Annotated in this window: 15 protein-coding genes; 5 read left to right on the forward strand and 10 right to left on the reverse strand. The window is 38.7% G+C overall.

Going from position 1 to position 19258, the window contains the following annotated elements; translation table 11 throughout:
• Nucleotides 1-10: 10 nt before the first annotated feature.
• Nucleotides 11-1522, reverse strand: coding sequence for a hypothetical protein (locus tag Q0093_RS00070; protein WP_297927864.1), 1512 nt, complete (start codon nt 1520-1522; stop codon nt 11-13).
• Between the two features lie 447 nt (nt 1523-1969).
• Here Q0093_RS00070 and mnmA point away from each other — a divergent pair, with 447 nt between their 5' ends.
• A complete protein-coding gene (gene mnmA, locus Q0093_RS00075; protein WP_297927866.1) occupies nt 1970-3037 on the forward strand; it encodes a tRNA 2-thiouridine(34) synthase MnmA in 1068 nt (355 codons plus the stop codon).
• Nucleotides 3038-3100: 63 nt separating this feature from the next.
• On the opposite strand, the gene Q0093_RS00080 is transcribed toward mnmA, so the two are convergent.
• The 5 genes from Q0093_RS00080 to Q0093_RS00100 all read right to left on the reverse strand — a co-directional run bounded on the left by Q0093_RS00080 (nt 3101) and on the right by Q0093_RS00100 (nt 11240).
• Complete coding sequence (locus Q0093_RS00080) at nt 3101-4402, reverse strand: TolC family protein (RefSeq protein WP_297927868.1); 1302 nt, start codon at nt 4400-4402, stop codon at nt 3101-3103.
• On the reverse strand, nt 4399-7461 hold the full coding sequence (locus Q0093_RS00085; RefSeq protein WP_297927870.1) for an efflux RND transporter permease subunit: 3063 nt from the start codon (nt 7459-7461) through the stop codon (nt 4399-4401). The genes Q0093_RS00080 and Q0093_RS00085 overlap by 4 nt, the downstream gene beginning before the upstream one ends.
• 21 nt (nt 7462-7482) lie before the next feature.
• Nucleotides 7483-8550 carry an efflux RND transporter periplasmic adaptor subunit gene (locus Q0093_RS00090; protein WP_297927872.1) on the reverse strand — a complete coding sequence of 356 codons (1068 nt, stop codon included), beginning with the start codon at nt 8548-8550 and terminating at the stop codon, nt 7483-7485.
• Between the two features lie 168 nt (nt 8551-8718).
• A complete protein-coding gene (locus Q0093_RS00095; protein WP_297927874.1) occupies nt 8719-10182 on the reverse strand; it encodes an aminoacyl-histidine dipeptidase in 1464 nt (487 codons plus the stop codon).
• Between the two features lie 20 nt (nt 10183-10202).
• Complete coding sequence (locus Q0093_RS00100; RefSeq protein ID WP_297927876.1) at nt 10203-11240, reverse strand: lysylphosphatidylglycerol synthase transmembrane domain-containing protein; 1038 nt, start codon at nt 11238-11240, stop codon at nt 10203-10205.
• A 145-nt stretch (nt 11241-11385) separates the two neighbouring features.
• On the opposite strand from Q0093_RS00100, the gene rsmA reads away from it, so the two are divergent.
• A complete protein-coding gene (rsmA, locus tag Q0093_RS00105) occupies nt 11386-12174 on the forward strand; it encodes a 16S rRNA (adenine(1518)-N(6)/adenine(1519)-N(6))-dimethyltransferase RsmA (protein WP_297927878.1) in 789 nt (262 codons plus the stop codon).
• Between the two features lie 12 nt (nt 12175-12186).
• On the forward strand, nt 12187-13536 hold the full coding sequence (gene mgtE / locus Q0093_RS00110; protein WP_297927880.1) for a magnesium transporter: 1350 nt from the start codon (nt 12187-12189) through the stop codon (nt 13534-13536).
• A gap of 72 nt (nt 13537-13608) precedes the next feature.
• Here mgtE and hcp read toward each other — a convergent pair whose 3' ends face one another.
• Genes hcp through Q0093_RS00125 form a run of 3 tightly spaced genes read right to left on the reverse strand, consistent with a single transcriptional unit; the run spans nt 13609 to nt 15627 of the window.
• Nucleotides 13609-15255, reverse strand: coding sequence for a hydroxylamine reductase (gene hcp / locus Q0093_RS00115; RefSeq protein WP_297927881.1), 1647 nt, complete (start codon nt 15253-15255; stop codon nt 13609-13611).
• A 25-nt stretch (nt 15256-15280) separates the two neighbouring features.
• The gene (locus tag Q0093_RS00120; protein ID WP_297927883.1) at nt 15281-15412 is read right to left on the reverse strand and encodes a hypothetical protein; all 132 of its coding nucleotides are present in this window, start codon (nt 15410-15412) and stop codon (nt 15281-15283) included.
• The gene (locus Q0093_RS00125; RefSeq protein ID WP_297927885.1) at nt 15412-15627 is read right to left on the reverse strand and encodes a hypothetical protein; all 216 of its coding nucleotides are present in this window, start codon (nt 15625-15627) and stop codon (nt 15412-15414) included. Before Q0093_RS00125 ends, Q0093_RS00120 begins: the two co-directional genes overlap by 1 nt.
• Before the next feature lie 168 nt (nt 15628-15795).
• Here Q0093_RS00125 and Q0093_RS00130 point away from each other — a divergent pair, with 168 nt between their 5' ends.
• Both Q0093_RS00130 and Q0093_RS00135 read left to right on the forward strand, forming a co-directional pair.
• Complete coding sequence (locus Q0093_RS00130; RefSeq protein ID WP_297927887.1) at nt 15796-16467, forward strand: Crp/Fnr family transcriptional regulator; 672 nt, start codon at nt 15796-15798, stop codon at nt 16465-16467.
• 567 nt (nt 16468-17034) lie between these two features.
• Nucleotides 17035-18189 (forward strand): glycosyltransferase, encoded by a 1155-nt coding sequence (locus tag Q0093_RS00135; protein WP_297927888.1) that lies wholly within the window; start codon nt 17035-17037, stop codon nt 18187-18189.
• Nucleotides 18190-18286: 97 nt separating this feature from the next.
• Here Q0093_RS00135 and Q0093_RS00140 read toward each other — a convergent pair whose 3' ends face one another.
• Nucleotides 18287-19228: a tRNA-dihydrouridine synthase family protein gene (locus Q0093_RS00140; protein ID WP_297928222.1), complete on the reverse strand. Its 942-nt coding sequence runs from the start codon at nt 19226-19228 to the stop codon at nt 18287-18289.
• Between the last annotated feature and the right edge of the window lie 30 nt (nt 19229-19258).

A 19258-nucleotide genomic window follows, 5' to 3' on the forward strand; every position in this document is an offset into this window, starting at 1 on the left:
GATTAATTAATTATTTATTTATCTCCAAGACTTTATCTAATTCGGACTTATCTTTTTCAGGAATATGTATCCGATATTTTTTTACACCTTTATCTAACTTATAATAAAAAGCCACGCTGAAGTTATATAATGGATACGGGCGACCGTATATGATATTGCCGGACTTATCTCTCGGTTCATAATTAGGACGCAAAGTGACATAATTTCCATCTTTATCTCTATCCCGGACAAAAATAAAAGTCCCGTCGCTATTCTTTTCATCCTGATCGATATATGTATAATATGCTTCATAATCGTCACTATCCCGCAAATTACCATGACCTTTAAATTCATCAGCTCCGGCATAAGTCACCTCTATTGCCCCCGATAAATCCTTTTCACAAGTTATATACACACAATCACCCTTTACCTTTACATCCGTAATCTTTTGCCGGATACCATCATTATAAATAGCGAAACCGTAATCTTTTATCTTTTCCGTAGTATAATCATCAAGTACCAATGGCTTCACAGGAACTCTAAAACAAATTTTAATTTCTTTAGGATCAGAAGTTCTCGATAATTCTTCGGGTTGTAAAGGAATAAAAGGTTTTCCCTCGATTATGGTATGGTAATAAGCCTTAGCCAACATCTCTCCATACCAACGGTAACCGTTCGCATCGAGATGTCCCCCACGATCTGTCATCGGATACACCGGACCGGCACAAATAATATCCTCTGTTTCGTTTGCAGCCTCTAATTGGGCCATACCGATATTCAAGGTTTTCCCTCGAGTATATTGCGCACCGACCTGATAGGTTATAAAAAGAGGCTTACTGTGCTGATTATAAATAGAAACGATATCATTTTGCATATCGTTTTTCAACCGTAGCATTAAAGTCTTATATTCATCTTTTCCCACCACATTCGGAATATGGGGTAATAATCCCCTCGTCGTATCTGCCCAATAATTATATTCCCCTTGCATCCAAATCACTAAAGGACACGTCACAGATGCATTTTCTTTAGCCGCTATCTGCGGTGCGGCAAATGCGGCTTTCAAAAAACCTTCCTGATAAATATTTTTGTTCCGACAATGTTTCGATAATTGATCGATCGTCTTTCCTCCCACACCTGTAGAAGTCGCAATATAATTAACAGATGAATCATTTATTTTCAATCTCAAATGATTGACTGCCGCAGTTATTGGGCATTCGGCAATACCTCCATTCCGACTCAACGGAGATCTTTTCTCTGTTAAAGCTAAAGACGATTTTAATGGATTCAAAATCGTAGAATTATGATTACCTTGATTAATCCAGATTTGATCTCCGATCATATAATTCCCGGACAAAGGTTCTGTTGTTAAAGCCGGATAAGACTGATGTCCTGTAGAAAGACTTTGCCCGTAAATGATAAAATGTTGGTAAATTTTCGTATCCGGGTTTTCTGATTTCTTCTCTGCGGCAACTCCATAATTAAATGCCGCTCCTAAAGCAACGGTCAGAGCGTATGCTTTCAAATTTAGTATGTGTGTTTTCACTATGTATAAATTTATTTAGAACAAATGTAAAAGGGTGATATTAATAATACTCATAATTCTGCCTTAATTTGTAAATACAAACGAAAAAAATTCATTTAAAAGTAAATTTATACCGATTAAGAGCCTTTCTAAATTTTACTCGGGTCAGGTTTAAGATTTTCTTTCGAGGATGTTTTGTTGTTTTTACGAGGAGGATAGCGGGACTATCTGACGAGTGAAAACGGGAAAAAAGACCGGAAGAAAACCTAAAGGTGACCTAATAACATTTTCTTATTGGAAAATTTAGACTGGCACTAAGAGGCTATATTATAAAAGCACCTAAATTATAATTAAAAAAGTGTTTTCTAATTTAATCTATACTATTTTCATGTACTTTTGCAGGCAAAAGAACAATCAGTATTGTCATTCAAAAACTAAACAACTACACTAAGAAAACATAATATATCAATGAATATAGCCATGTTAGCCTCTGGCGGGGTCGATAGTTCGGTTGCCGTCTATCAATTGAAAGAAGCCGGATACACTCCTACTCTATTTTATATCCGTATCGGCATGGAAGATAAAGATAAAAATCTGGACTGCCACTCGGAGGAAGATATAGAAATAGTAACCTATATAGCCCGTAAATACGGATGCCCGATGGAGATCGTTTCTCTACATAATGAATATTGGGAATATGTCATGGGGTATGCTTTCGAAACGATAAAAAGAGGTCTGACTCCTAATCCCGATGTAATGTGTAATAAATTTATCAAATTCGGATTTTTTGAAAAATATTGGGGAAAAGATTTCGATAAAATAGCTACAGGTCATTATGCCGATACCCGGATCATAGATGATATTACTTATCTCGCCACGGCAAAAGATCCGGTAAAAGATCAAACCGATTTTTTGGCACAACTTAATCACGTACAAATCTCCAAATTACTATTTCCCATCGGAAATATGATGAAAGACGAAGTCAGAACAATTGCCTTACAACAGAATCTTCCGAGTGCTCGAAGAAAAGACAGTCAGGGAATTTGCTTCTTGGGGAATATTAACTATAACCAATTTATACGTAATTATTTAGGAGAAAAAGAAGGAGATATAATAGACTTAGAAAGTGGGCATATAGTCGGAAAACATAAAGGATACTGGTTTCATACTATCGGACAAAGAAAAGGTCTCGGTCTCAGCGGAGGCCCGTGGTTTGTCATAAAAAAAGATCCGGAACAGAATATACTATATGTTTCGAACGGATCTGACCCGGAAACACAATATGGAAACATTCTTGATTTAAGCGGATTCCAGTTCATATCCGGAAATCCTCTCGGAGACCTTTCACATGATACACCGATCACATTTAAAAATCGACACACTCCGGAATTTACACCGGGAACGATACAACGCATCGACAATAATATTGTCAGAATCACTTCCGATAAAAAAATACAGGGTATCGCCCCCGGACAATTCGGTGTTATATACAGCTATGATAAAAAACTTTGTCTGGCCAGCGGAATTATACAATAAGTTTTTAGAGCCTGTTTAAATTTTCCAATTCAAAAAATATCTGTGCAAAATTTAGACAGGTTCTTATTGAGCTTGCAAACGACCGCTCATCAACAATAATGAAACTTCGGTTGATTTTGCCTGAAACTGAGCTGATATTTTCCGAGTTACGGCATCTAAATAACTTCGCTGAAATTCTCTGAACTCCAATCCCGAAAGACTCCCGAGCCGATATCTTTCTAATGCAGTTTTAAGGCTTACCAACGCCACATCTGCACTCTCCGACTCAAAACCAACCATAATCAAGTTATTTTCATAACTATTATAAAGCTGAGCCAAATCGCTTAACATCTGTAACTCTACTTCCTGATAACTCAACTTACTATTTTCTATCTCAATCTTCGCATTTCTTACCTTCTTACGGGTTTCCAAACGATTAAACAACGGTACGGAGAGCGTAAAACCCCAAAACGGACCTGTATTCTGATTAAAAGTCGATATAGATGCCGGTGATTCAGTCCGTGAAAAACTATATCCTGCCGTAAAATCTACCGAAGGGAAATAAGCCGACCGGGCTAATTTAAGGTCAAGTTCCGACACTTTCTGTTCCCGACGAGCAATCAATAGTGTCGTATTGTTATTCAACATCAATGTCTGCACTTCATCTTTCGGGTACATCGGATGTAACAGTATCGTATCTTTTACATATCCTCTTTTATGCAAATCGATATTCATCAGCGTATTCAACGTAATATAAGCACTACGCAACTGCTCTTGCTGCTTTACTAATGTCGAACTATCAGAATTCAGATCGATTTTGGTTTGTTTCAGCTCCAAACCTGAAAGACTCCCGATCCGGTTTTTCTGTAAGGCTATTTCATATCGTTGACGGGAAAGATCGAGACTCTGTTTAGCTGCATCCAGCAAGCTCTTCTGCACCAATACATTATAATATCCGGTATTAACTTGTGCTATCAGATTCTCGACAGCCATACGAGTTTTCAGTTCTCCGATAGCAATAAACTCATTGAGTTTTTCATGAGTCGTAAACATCGCCAAACCATCAAAAATAGTCCAGTTCAAATTTATATTAGCGCCATAATTATCGGTAATGCTGCCACTGAATTTTTTCTCTGTTCCGCTATTTGCATCTTTCCTTTTCGAATTTATAATCGATTCTTTCTGTGTGCCTTCTGCCGAAAGTGAAGGCAAAAAAGAAGAATAATTCTGGTTATTACGCTCTATTTGTTCTTCGTTCTTTGCAATACGGATACCGTAATTAGATTCTAACGCTTTACTGATGCAGTCGGAAAGCGTTAAGGTCTCTTGCGCCGTTACTCCCAACGGACAAATCAATAAAAAAAATATTACAATACTTCTTATCATGATTTTGTATAAGTTTCTTCATTAATCACTTTGATTTTAGAAGCCGACAAATATGTATAAATTGCCGGAATTACATAAAGTGTCAATCCGGTAGCACATACCATTCCGCCAACAACGGCAATACCCATAGCAATACGACTCTCCGAACCCGAACCGGTAGCCAACGCCATAGGTAGTGTTCCTAATACCGTAGAAAGGCTGGTCATCAATATAGGTCGAAAACGTGCCACAGCAGAATCAAGTATAGCCTCATGCATACTCAAACCGTCAGCCTTACGCTGATTAGCAAACTCGACAATTAAAATACCGTTCTTCGAAACCAACCCTATCAGCATAATTATACCGATTTGACTAAAAATATTCATCGTTTGTCCGAAATACCATAAAGAGAGCAATGCTCCCACCAATGCCAACGGGACTGTAAGCATAATAATCAACGGATCTCGGAAACTTTCAAATTGAGCCGAAAGAACAAGATAAATAAATATCAATGCGAAAATAAATGCAAATAAAAGACTGGAAGAGCTTTCTACAAAATCTTTAGAACTTCCGGACAGAGTCGTTTTAAAATCTTCATTCAGAACTTTGTCTGCAATTCTATCCATCTCATCGATACCCTGTCCTAATGTCTTTCCTTTTGCCGGAGACGCAGAAACTGTTGCCGAGACAAAACGGTCGTATCTAAATAACCGGGGTGGCGTACTACTCTCTTCCATTGTCACCAAATTATCTAAACTGACCAGTTTATTATCTTTTCCCCTCACATAAACTGTCGCCAAATCGGCAGGTTTATTCCGTTGCGATTTATCGAACTCGCTTATGATCTGATATTGTTTTCCATTCAGGATATAATACCCTATCCTCTGATCGCTCATGGTTAGCTGCAATGTTCTCGAAATATCTTCTACCGATACCCCTAACAAAGCGGCCTTATCCCGATTAATATTAATCGTCAGTTCCGGTTTAGTAAATTTCAAGTCTAAATCATAGGTAGAAAACTCCGGACTTTGAGAAACCTCATTCATAAATTTAGGCAAAATACCTTTCAAATCATCCAGATTTTTTGCTTGTATGACATACTCTACCGGTAACCCGCCCCGCTGATTGCCGAAAGTCTGACGTTGTGTTACCATAGTACGAGCACCGGTAAGTTGCTTCAATTGAGGAGCTAAATCATCGGCAATTTCCTGCTGAGTACGATCACGATCTTCTGACGGGACTAACATCACATTACAAAATGCAGAATTGGTTTGTCCTCCTCTTCCGGTCAAAGACATAATCAAATCTTCTTCCGGAACTTCTTTCTCTAAATAGGTAGTCAAATCCGTCATATACTGGTCCATATATTCAAAACTCGATCCCTCTGTCGCTGTAGATACGACCCTCAACTGAGCACGGTCTTCCATTGGAGACATTTCCGACGGCAACGTCATCCAAAAATAATAAATAGCTACACCCGACAATAATAAAATAACCGGAGCGATATAACGATGCCGCATAAAAGATTCCAAACTGCTGCGATACGCATTCGTAAACCATACAAAAAAAGGCTCGGTAACTCTGTAAAACCAATTACCGGTCACGTTTCGAGTTAACAATTTAGTCGAAAGCATCGGTGTGAATGACAACGCAACAAATGAAGATATCGCTACAGCTCCCGCGATTACGACACTAAACTCACGAAAAAGACGACCGGTCGTTCCCTGTAAAAAGACAATAGGCACAAACACGGCAACTAATGCAACCGTCGTTGCAATTACCGCAAAGAATATTTCCTGAGAACCTTTAAACCCGGCTTCCAAAGGAGACATACCTTTTTCTACCTTATTATAGATATTCTCCATCACGACAATAGCATCATCGACAACAAGACCTATCGAAAGAACGATTGCCAAAAGCGTAAGGATATTTATCGTGAATCCGGCCAAATACATTATAAAAAATGTCCCGATCAAAGATATCGGTATCGTCAATACAGGTATAAGCGTCGTACGCCAGTTCCGTAAAAATAAAAATATAATAAGAACAACAAGAACAAACGCTTCTACAATAGTACTTTTAACCTCATTGATCGAATTTCGAATAAATACTGTATCATCCTGATAAATACCGCATTGCATATCGTCCGGCAAATCTGCTTTAATATCTTCCACTACCTTATACGCTCGATCGACAATATCCACATAATTAGCTCTCGGCTGCGGGATAATAACACACCCCACCATAGGGTTGTTATTCATCTTCATTATATAACGATTATTCTCCGAATCGACGGTAGCTTTTCCTACATCTCTGAAACGAACGACTTTATCCCCATCCCGACGCAACACGAGGTTATTAAAATCCTCTACCGTCAACAAGCGTCCCATCGTACGTACCGTCAACTCTGTGTTATCCCCTTCGATACGTCCCGAAGGCAACTCTACATTTCCGGCAGAAACAGCATTACTCACGTCCATCGGCGTAAGACCATAAGCAGATAATAACATCGGGTCCATTTTAAGCCGGATCGCCAGCCTTTTCTCTCCCCATATCTCTACGCTACTTACTCCGGGAATTGTTTGCAACCGTTCTTTAAGATGCAAATCGGCGTACGTACTTACATCGATAATCGAACGGGTATCGCTACTTAAATAAAGGCCAAAAATCGGCTGAGCATCGGCATCGGCTTTTGAAACCACCGGAGGATCTATATCTTCAGGTAATTTTCTCAACGCCCCCGAGACTTTGTCACGAACATCATTCGCCGCCGTCTCAAGAGGCACTTCCAACTCAAACTCTATTCTTATATTACTCCGACCATCTCGACTCTGACTTACCAAAGAACGAATTCCGGGAATCCCATTAATAGCGGACTCTAACGGTTCGGTAATTTGTGTCTCCACAACATCGGCATTCGCTCCGGTGAAAGTCGTACTCACCGATATAATAGGAGGATCGACACTGGGATAATCTCGAACACCTAAAAATGTTATACCGATCATACCTATAATGATAAATACCAAATTCATCACTGTAGCAAGGACCGGACGTTTTATACTGACAGAAGATAGACTCATGGCGGACAATACAGTTTAATATTATTCTACGGTTTCAGGCTTTACGGCAGCCCCTTCTTTTACTTGCATCAGTCCGGTTACCAATATAGTATCCCCGACCGACAAACCCGAGATTACCTCGATTTTATTCTCTGTACGTTGTCCTGTCTCTATAACGGTAGAATGAGCTTTCCCATTTCTTAACATCCAAACTTTTTTACCTTCCATTTCAGGAACAACCGACTGTGTAGGAACAAGCAACGAATGATTGGAGACTCTGGTTATAAGATTCAACCGAGCAAACATTCCCGGAGCTAACAATCGACCGGGATTTTCACAACGGGCACGTATCGAAATAGTACGCGTATCCGAATCGACTTTAGAATCAACAGCATATACCGACGCATTGAATTTCCTATCGGATGATTCCGTCGTAAACTGTACCGTTGCCCCGACCAATGCTTTTCCCGCATATTTTTCCGGAACTGAAAATTCGACTTTCAATAACCCGTCATCAACCAAACGTGTGACGATCGTACTCGGTTGTAAATATGCTCCTAAACTGACATTACGAAACCCGAGAACTCCGGCAAAAGGAGCTCGCAACTCCGTCTTGTCAATTTTTACTTTCAAAAGAGAAATATCCGCTTCTATCAAATTATAATCAGTTTGTACCTGATCAAACTCTTCACGGCTAACAGCATCTTTTTCAAATAATATACGTTGACGTTCCAATTTTTCGGACAACAGTTTCTGCTGAAAAAGTGCACGCTTCAACTGTGCTTGCAAATCAGAATCATCGACTTTAAGCAATAATGCCCCTTTTTCGACATGTTGCCCTTCCTTAAAATAAATTCCGACAATTTTTCCCGTCGTTTCAGCAACCAAATCGACCTCTTCATTCGGCAACAATGTTCCGACAGCCTGAATATCGGAACTCAACCTGAACGGCTTCACAATAAATGCATTGACCGGAATCTGCGTTCCCTTCTTAATATCTTTTTTACTTTCTCCCGCCGGAGAATCCATCAACTTAACTACAATCAACCCACCAATAAGTAAAACGGGAACACCGATTTTCAATAAATTCTTTACATACCTGTTTTTCATGCAATCTCTGAGCTATTTATTTTTTGTAGATGTGCGTATGCTTATAAAAATATAGGACTCTGTCATGGGGCAGAATCCTATATATAATAGTTCAAATATTTATACGGTTGATTTCAGCCTCCTTTCTTGTCCAAAAACAGTCCTTAGACAGCGAAATCCTACAAAGGTTTAACGAGCAGGAATATTTTCTACCAAATTTGTCAGAAAATTCCAAAAATGCTCAACCGATGCTATATTTACTCTCTCATCCGGAGAATGAGGATACTTAATCGTAGGACCGAACGAAATCATATCTAAATTAGGATATGCCGCACCAATAATACCGCACTCGAGTCCCGCATGCATAATCTTTACTTCAGGATCAAATCCCAATACTTTTTTATGTACATCTTTCGCCACTTTAAGCACCGGTGAGTTGAGGTTCGGCTCCCAACCAGGATAATCCCCGCTGGTCTCCACCTTAGCACCGGCTAATAAAAATACACTTTCTAAACTTGAGACCAAAGCCTGCTTCATACTTTCACTCGAGCTTCTTATCAAGATAAGTACCTCTATCGAGCCTTCTGATGAGCGAACAATCGCCAGATTAGAAGATGTCTCCACTACTTCAGGTACTCCCGGAATCATTCGAGCTACCCCATTGCGACAACCGACAACAGCATTTATCAAGTCATCCTGTATAGGTTCAGGAATCAAGAAATCCGGTAATCCGGTTTCTTCTGCAGTCAATGCCAAGTCATCTTCAATCAAACCGTATTCGTGAATATAAAGAGCCTCAAAATCGGTTACTTCATCTAAAAAGTCTGATTTATATTCCGCTGGAATAGTAATAATCGCCTCAGCTTCACGAGGAATAGCATTACGCAAATTTCCCCCGCTGACCCATGCCAGCCGAGCGTCATATTCCTGTACGGCATGTTTCAGAAAACGGAACAGCAACTTATTCGCATTTGCACGCCCCAAATGAATATCCACACCTGAATGTCCTCCTTTCAGTCCCGATATAATAATCTTCAAGGCTATTTCATTTTCCGGAATATAAGGTTCATCTTTATATTTAAAACTGGCAGCAAGATCAATTCCTCCTGCACAACTCATATATAATTCTCCCTCTTGTTCCGAATCGGTATTCAATAATATTTCTGCTTGCAACAAATCAGGTTGTAATCCTAAAGCTCCATACATTCCTGTCTCTTCATCATACGTAAACAATGCCTCTAATGGCCCGTGTTTCAATGTTTCAGATTCAAGAATTGCCAAAATCGAAGAGATTCCGATACCATTATCCGCCCCTAAGGTCGTACCATTAGCAGTGACCCATTCCCCATCGATGTAAGAATTTATCGGATCTGTCTCAAAATTATGAACCTTATCCGCATTTTTCTGAGGCACCATATCCATATGACCTTGCAAAACCACAGGCTTGCGATTTTCCATCCCGGGAGTTGCGGGTTTACGTATCAAAACATTTCCCGCCTCATCCAGAACCGTTTCTAATCCCAAATTTTTACCAAAATCCAGAATATACTGCGTTATTTTCTCCAGATGTCCGGAAGGACGCGGAATTTTACAAATAGCATTAAAATGACGCCACACGGCTTCGGGCTGTAAAGCTGCAATTTCGGATTTCATAAATTTATCTGTTTTTACAGTTAATAATTATCATTTTCCCGCCTCGATCCGACAGAATCCGCCGATCTGGTATTTCGGTCTCTTTTTTTCTCTAACGAAATAGAAAACAGAGTATAAATTCCCAATAGTATGATCAACAACATTTGAGACCCATGTGCAACCAAAGCAAATGCTCCGGCAATATTTTCTCCTATACCGTATATAGAAAGTGCCGCAATAATGGCCAAATGCCATGGACCGACACCTCCTTGTACCGGAATTCCCATACTAAGACTTCCCATAACAAATAACATCATGGCAGCCAAAACTCCTAAATGCTGCATCGCACCGAAAGCAAAAAAACATACATAAAGTTCCAAAAAATAACAGAACCATATCGCGACGGTATATAGTAAAAACATTGTTACTTGTTTCATCCGCAATATCGTACGAAAACCATACCACAGATTCTTTACAATACTCTTTACTTTCGCGACCCATCTATTTTCGTTTTTTTTTGTGAAAAGCCAAATCAAAAATCCGACCATCACAAGCATGCAGATATACAGCCAAGGTGTTGTAAGCATCCGCCAGAGGGTTTCCTCAATTGTAGGAAATCTTCGTAAAAAATCCCGGAAAACCTTCATCTGCAAGAAAAATGTTATAACAGTAAGAAAAACCAATGTTAACGTATCACACAAACGTTCGGATATAATAGAACCCAAAACCTGCGTAAAAGACATTTTTTCCCGACGCGCCAAATAAGTACAACGCCACACTTCCCCTACACGGGGAATCAACAGATTCATGGCATACATACCGAAAACAGCGTTTGTCAGAGCTTTTACCGAAGGATCTACCCCTAAGGTCTTTAACTGCAACTTCCAACGCAATGCTCTGAATATATGACTCATCAACCCGATAATCATAGAAAGGACGATCCAAAAGTAATTAATTTCAGATTGTAAAATGACTCCTATCTGGTATATGTCCAAATGACTGTACAGATACCAGAAAAGAGCCGCTCCGCATAATAACGGAATAAAAAACTTCAATATACTGCCGAGTAATTTCTTCAACTTATCGGGATAAAAAAATATTATTGTACCTTTGTGTATTGCAAAGATAGATTTTTATCCATAAAAGAAACATCTCTTTACCGGATTTAATTAAAATCTCTTTGCAAATTATACATTGATTAACGATCCTGCTATCTGAATTTTTATGACAGACTCGGTAAAACCTAAAAAATTTTTAGGACAACATTTTTTAAAAGATCTCGATATAGCCCGCCGAATAGCAGATACCGTAGGCGATTACAAGGATATTCCCATTCTCGAAATAGGCCCGGGAATGGGTGTATTGACACAATACCTGATACAAAACAATCATGATCTCACTGTAGTAGAATTGGATTCTGAATCTGTCAGATATTTAAATGAGCATTTTCCTCAATTAGAAGGCAGAATATTGGAACAAGACTTTTTAAAACTGAATCTGACAAATCTTTTCACGGGAAAATTTTGTGTTATCGGAAACTATCCTTATAACATATCGAGCCAAATATTTTTCAAAGTTCTCGATTACAAAAACCAAATTCCATGTTGCAGCGGAATGATTCAGAAAGAGGTAGCAGAACGTATAACCTCTAAGCCGGGATGTAAAGCTTACGGAATATTGAGTGTACTTATGCAGGCATGGTATGATATAGAATATCTGTTTACTGTTCCCGAACACGTCTTCAATCCCCCACCAAAAGTCAAATCTGCCGTAATAAAAATGACTCGAAATAAAACAGAACAACTGGGGTGTAACGAGAAATTGTTCAAAACCATAGTGAAAACAGGCTTTAATCAAAGAAGGAAAACGCTTCGGAATTCACTCAGACAACTATTAGGAAAAAAAAGCGAATTACTGGAAGATCCCGTTTTCGACAAACGTCCTGAGCAGCTTTCGGTAAAACAATTTATCGACCTTACCAACCAAATAGAAAAGTTCATTCCTCAACCTTAAGCTTAATTTATTATGGAGCAATTTTCAGAAGAATATATCAAGGATGTACGAGATATTATTAAAAATAACGATACAGAAAAAGCCAAAGAACTGTTGAAAGGTCTGCATCCTGCTGACATTGCGGAACTTTATCAGGCTTTGGACTTGGATGAAGCAGAATTCATCTATATGCTTCTCGACAGCGAGAAAGCAGCCGATGTATTGATTGAATTAGATGAAGACGATCGTAAAAAATTATTAAAACATCTTCCCAATGAAGTCATAGCCAAACAGTTTATAGACCATTTGGACACAGACGACGCTGTTGATCTGATCCGAGAAATGGATGAAGAGGCTCAGGAAGAAATTTTGTCCCATATCGATGACGTAGAACAGGCTGGAGATATTGTCGATTTATTAAAATATGACGAAGATACCGCCGGAGGTCTCATGGGTACGGAGATGGTTGTCGTAAATGAAAATTGGAGTATGCCCGAATGTCTGAAAGAGATGCGTATTCAAGCAGAAGAAATGGACGAAATATATTATGTATATGTCGTCGATGACGATGAACGGCTGAAAGGTGTTTTTCCTCTAAAAAAGATGATAACCAACCCATCGGTATCTAAGATCAAACACGTCATGAAAAAAGATCCTGTATCGGTAAAAACAGACACTCCTATCGAAGAAGTTGCCCAAGTATTCGAGAAATATGACCTTGTCGCCGTCCCTGTAATAGACAGTATCGGACGGTTAGTCGGACGCATTACGGTCGATGATGTCATGGACGAAGTCCGTGAACAAGCAGAAAGAGAATACCAGTTGGCTTCCGGTATCTCTCAAGATGTAGAGACTACCGACACCATCTATACACAAACTTCTGCCCGGCTTCCTTGGCTATTGATAGGCATGTTCGGGGGACTTACCAATTCGGTTATTCTCGGAAATTTCGAAACCGGATTTATTACAAATCCTGCAATGGCCCTTTTTATCCCCCTTATCGGAGGTACTGGCGGAAATGTCGGGATACAGTCTTCCGCTATCGTGGTACAAGGTCTGGCAAACGGATCATTAGCATTACATAATGCAGGGAAACAGATATTAAAAGAATTGGCAGTCGCTTTAATCAATGCCAGCATGATTTCTTTTCTCGTATTCGGATACAACTGGTTTCGTATGGGTATTGATGCCGTCACTATAGCTGTATCTTTATCTCTTTTCTCCGTAGTCATATTCGCTTCGATTTTCGGAACGATAGTACCTATCACTTTAGAAAAATTCAAAATAGATCCGGCCATTGCAACCGGTCCGTTTATCACTATCACAAACGATATTATAGGAATGCTTATTTATATGAGTATTTGTGCCACCCTTGCTGCCTGAAAATAAAATTCAAATCCCCTTATTTGCCTTTTTCCAATTCAGGCAGATAAGGGGAACACAATACAAACAACGTTACGCACGAATCCAACGTTTCATATCTTCCTCTACCGAAGAAATTGTCGTTATTCCGAATTTTTCAACTAAAACTTTCAGGACATTCGGTGAAAAGAAAGCAGGAAGAGTCGGACCAAGATGAATATTTTTCACTCCGAGACTCAATAACGCTAATAAAACGATAACAGCCTTCTGTTCATACCATGCAATATTATACACAATCGGTAAATCATTCACATCTTTCAATCCGAAAGCGTCACGCAAAGCAAGAGCTATGACTACCAAAGAATAGCTGTCGTTACATTGACCGGCATCCAATACACGGGGAATACCGTTTATATCACCCAAAGGCAATTTATTATAACGATATTTAGCACACCCGGCAGTAAGTATAACATCGTCTTTAGGCAATTCTTCTGCAAAATTCGTATAATATTCACGAGACTTCATACGCCCGTCACACCCTGCCATTACCACAAATTTCTTAATTGCCCCAGACTTAACAGCATCGACAATTTTATCAGCCAACGCTAATACCTGATGATGAGCAAAACCTCCGATTATCTCACCGTGTTCTATCTCTACAGGAGGCTGACACCGTTTTGCATGAGCAATCAGCTCAGAAAAATCCTTCTTCCCGCCTTTCTGACGATTCGGAATATGTTTTGCACCCGGTAATCCGGCAGAACCGGTAGTATAAATGCGGTCGGCATAAGTCGCATTTTTCGAAGGAGGCACAATACAATTGGTTGTAAAAAGAAATACCCCGTTAAATGTCTCGAATTCTTCTTTTTGACGCCACCATGAATTTCCATAATTACCGACAAAATGCTTATATTTCTTAAAAGCAGGATAATAGTGCGCCGGTAACATTTCACTATGGGTATAAATATCTACCCCCTGACCTTCCGTCTGCTCAAGCAATTCCTCAAAATCCTTCAAATCATGTCCGCTTACCAAAATTCCCGGACGCTTACCTACTCCAATATTGACTTTCGTAATCTCAGGATTTCCATAAGAAGAAGTATTCGCCTTATCAAGAAGAGCCATAGCCTTTACTCCGCACTCCCCGACATTCAGTACTAAGGAAACGAGCTCTTCGGCAGAAATATCCGGACGAGATATTTCTGCAAGAGCATTCTCTATCATTGCATATATATCTTGATCCTCAAATCCGAGATTTACGGCATGTTCTGTATAAGCTGCAGCACCCTTTACTCCATAAATTACCATTTGCTTCAAAGAACGCAAATCTTCGTTCGGTTCACTCAACACCCCCACTTCAGCAGCTTCAGCAAGATAATTCTCTTCAGAAACAAAATAACCGACTTCAGGCATATCCGGTAAAATAATATCCCGTTTTTTTGCCGTTCCAATAAGTATATTTTTTATTTCAAACGCTTTTTTTATCCGCTCTACTATAGCATCATCATCAAAATTGGCATTAGTTATCGTACAAAATAAAGCATCCAAAACAAAACGGTCTATTTCGCTATCCGCCGCACCTTTTTCACGCAAAGTCCGGTTCACAACAGCTATTCCCCTGACAGCATACAACAATAAATCCATATAGGCTGCCGTTTGAGGCTCTTTACCACAAACACCTTTTACCGTGCATCCTGTACCCCGAGCAGCTTCCTGACATTGAAAACAAAACATATTCATAATTTTCGATATTTAATAGGTTAGTTTAAATCCATTTTTCATATTTCACTCCACCCCGTAAAGAAAGAACAATCAACTTCAACGGAATGTTTACAAAAGCTCGATCCTTTGCCGTTTGTGCAATAGCCAATAATCTCCGGCAACATGGAACTTCCATTATAAGCATCTCAAAGTTTCAATTCGTGCCTGATCGATCATTTCGACAAGTTTATCTATATAAATTTCAGAATGGGAATCAAGTTTAGGACAAGCGATAGCCAAAGCCTTTCCTTTCAAAAAACGATTATGAAATTCCCCACTGGCAAAAGCTGAACAATCGGCAGCCAAAAGTAAATCCGAAACTTGTAAAAATCCGGACTGAGGATTTAACAAATGCTTTCACACAAGACCCGTAACCATTACAAATGTCTTCTTTGATTTTCACTATCATACGTTTCATTATGATACCCTTTATTTTATGCAAAAATACCTTACAAAAGATTCTTATTTTTGTAACATTTGTTACACACAATAAAATATTTATACCTAAATTCGCTCATTATGGAAAATGGTATATATAAATGCCCTATATTCGCTGGTCTGAACAGAGAAGAAATAGACAAGTTACTAAATGGTAAGTTTCAGACAAAGAGATATTCTACCGGAGAAATTGTCGCCTTTCAAGGTGGTCACTACCATTCTTTGTTAATTGTCGACAAAGGTGCTGTTCGAGGAGAAATGATAAATTTTGCCGGAGATCGTGTCGTAATAGAAGAGATAACGTCTCCCCGTCCGATTGCTCCGGCTATTTTATATGCAACCGACAATCATCTTCCCGTTGATGTCGTTGCCATCGAAGACACAAAAGTATTATCCATACCAAAAAATAATTTCACATGTATTTTACAAACAGATACAAGGGTACTACACAATTTTATGCAAAATATGTCCGACCGTAGTAAATTCTTGTCAGACAGAGTGCGTATGCTTCGCTTCGGCACGATAAAAAGCAAATTAGCCGGGTATTTACTTGAACAAATGCAACACAACAACTCCTCTGAGTTTGACATTGTCCATACTCAACAAGAATTAGCTGACATTTTTGGTGTTACACGCCCTGCGCTATCTCGTGCCCTCAGCCAAATAATAGAAACAAGAATCATAAACTCTAAAAACAAACATTTTCGGATAAATGACAAGGACAAACTCATTGCTATTTTCAAAAACATTTGATTTTCCTGAGAAACTACAAATCCCCATTGAATCTTCTTTTTTTGAATATAATACAGAATAAAATAAGCCTATTTATATTACAAAAATATTATTTACATTTTAGAAACACATACTCTAAGAGCCTGTTTAAATTTTACACGGGTCAGTTTTGAGAATTTCTTCCGAGTATGTTTTTCTGTTTTTACGAGGATGATAGCGGGCTATCTGACGAGGGAAAACCAGGGAAAAAGACCGGAAGAGAACATAAAAATGACCTGATAGTATTTTTTATTGGAAAATTTAAACAGGCTCTAAAATAACTTTCGGCAATTGCATATTAACAAAAAGATACTGTATATTTGTTCTTCAAACTTTTAGATATGAATTTTTTATATTTAGGGATTTGTTTTTTGCCACCATTTTTCGAGCACAAAATCTTAACATGAAACGTTTGAATATATGTTCGGAACGAATAACATACAAACATGTCATACTATTTAAATTCACATATCGAGAAAAAAACATATTTTCATAACCCATTTCGACCATGCCAATATTTTTATCGGCCTCGAAAAAAGTTTTAATCTTATGAATTTGCCGTCATCTTCTCGCCAACGCATTCATGTAGTTTCCCTGCAAGTTCCTTTCCCTCCGGATTACGGAGGAGTTATCGATATTTACTATAAATTAAAAGCGTTAAAAGATGCAGGCTACGAGATATGGCTGCACACGTTTCAATATAGACGGGATCAAGCTGAAGAACTGAAAGAAATAACGGCTAAAGTTTTTTACTATCCACGTCACCGATCTGCAATTCAGCAGTTATCCCTATTTCCATACATCGTTTCCAGTCGACGGAGCACAAAACTTCTCGATGATCTACTTCTCGATGATGCACCTATATTGTTCGAAGGGCTGCATTGTTGTGCATTTCTTTCTGACAAACGGCTGCAAAACCGGCTCAAATTAGTCCGGATGCATAACATCGAACACGAATATTATAAGGGATTAAGCAATAAAACATCAGGGTGGAAAAAACTTTACTATAAACTCGAATCCCTTAAACTGAAAAAATACGAAAAAATACTTCTGCATGCCGATGCTATTTTAGCGATTACCGAAAACGACCGATATTACTTCTCTTCGAAGTATCCGCAAATTCCTATAATGCTACTTCCGGCCTTTCATGCTCATACAACAGTAGCACCCATAGGCTCAAAAGAAAATTATATACTTTATCACGGGAATCTTTCTGTTGAAGAAAACATCGAAGCTGCCGAATATCTATTGCAATATGTCGTACCGCTTACTCACGGCATATCGTGGATATTCACCGGAAAAAACCCTTCTAAAAAGCTTATGCGACAGATAGAGCAAATACCTGATACTCAACTTATTGCCAACCCATCGGAAAGACAAATGAACGAGCTTGTCAAAAAAGCGGCGGCTAACATACTCATTACCTTCCAACCTACAGGATTAAAACTTAAATTACTGAATGCTCTTTTCTGTGGAGGACACTGTATCGTAAACCACCAAATGCTGGTCGGCACAGGATTAGATAATGCCTGCACCATCGCCGACACTCCTCAAAATATGGCTTACTCCATCGAAACAGCCTTGAACGAACCGTTCGACCAATCGAAACGAGCCGAACGGATACAAGTACTAGAACAATATAATAATGAAAAGAATATCCATATCCTTTCCTTATTTATTGAAAAACAAATAAATAAAAAGTGATCACTTGTGGTAATCGTAATTAAAACAGACCGGAAGAAAACATAAAGATAATCTGATAATATTTCCTGCATCGAAAAATTCAGACGAAGCTTTAAGTCTATCTTTCCAATATTTCCCGTACGTAATTCCGGTAAATATCCAAATTACGGGATTTAAGAATACATTTTCTTAATTTTCGATCCATATCAGGACATAAATATTCCCACAAAGTTTTCATTTTTATCAAAACCTGATGATCCCCTCCTTGATAATGCAACGAATAATATTGCAATAACGCATCGTGAAAACAATATAAACGCTCTCTAAATTCACTATCCGATAACTTAATTCCCGATTTATACGTCAAAGCTAACGACGGATCAGCCAATAAACCTCTCCCCAACATGACACCGGCAAGATGAGGATAATCTGCAATAATATATTTTATATCTTCCAAAGTTAGCAGATCACCGTTATAAATCAACGGAACAGGGCAAATTTCATAAAAACGGGAAAAAGTTTTCAGATCGGTTTTTCCCTTATATTGTTGAATCCCTAAACGGGGATGTAAAACTATTTGTGAAACCGGATATTTTTCCAATAAAGGTAACAAACGAAATATTTCATCTGTGCTCTCCCATCCTAATCTTGCCTTAATAGAAAAGTCGATAGCAGGAAACTCCAAAAATACTTTAAGGAGAGCTTCTACTTCTTCCGGAAATGGCAATATTCCCGAACCTTTATGGCGTTTTGTCAAAAGAGGAAACGGACATCCCAAATTAAGATCTGCTCTTGTATAACCTTGTTTTTCGAATAAACATAGTATAGAACGTAATTCTTCCGGAATGGAAGCTATAACCTGAGGAATAAGAGATGGTACCGAATTCTGTAATGGATCAATATCCAGAATATCTCTATTCCGAAATTTATTCCCATTCTCTAAACGAACAAACGGCGTATAATAAACATCCACTCCACCGAAATAAGTGTGAAAATAATTTCGATAAGGAGCATCGGTATAACCTTGTAGAGGAGCAAAATAAATGGGACAATCTATCATAAATACTTTCACAAAAATACGGCATCTACG

It is taken from the genome of uncultured Coprobacter sp. (assembly GCF_947855755.1).
Taxonomy (GTDB): Bacteria; Bacteroidota; Bacteroidia; order Bacteroidales; family Coprobacteraceae; genus Coprobacter.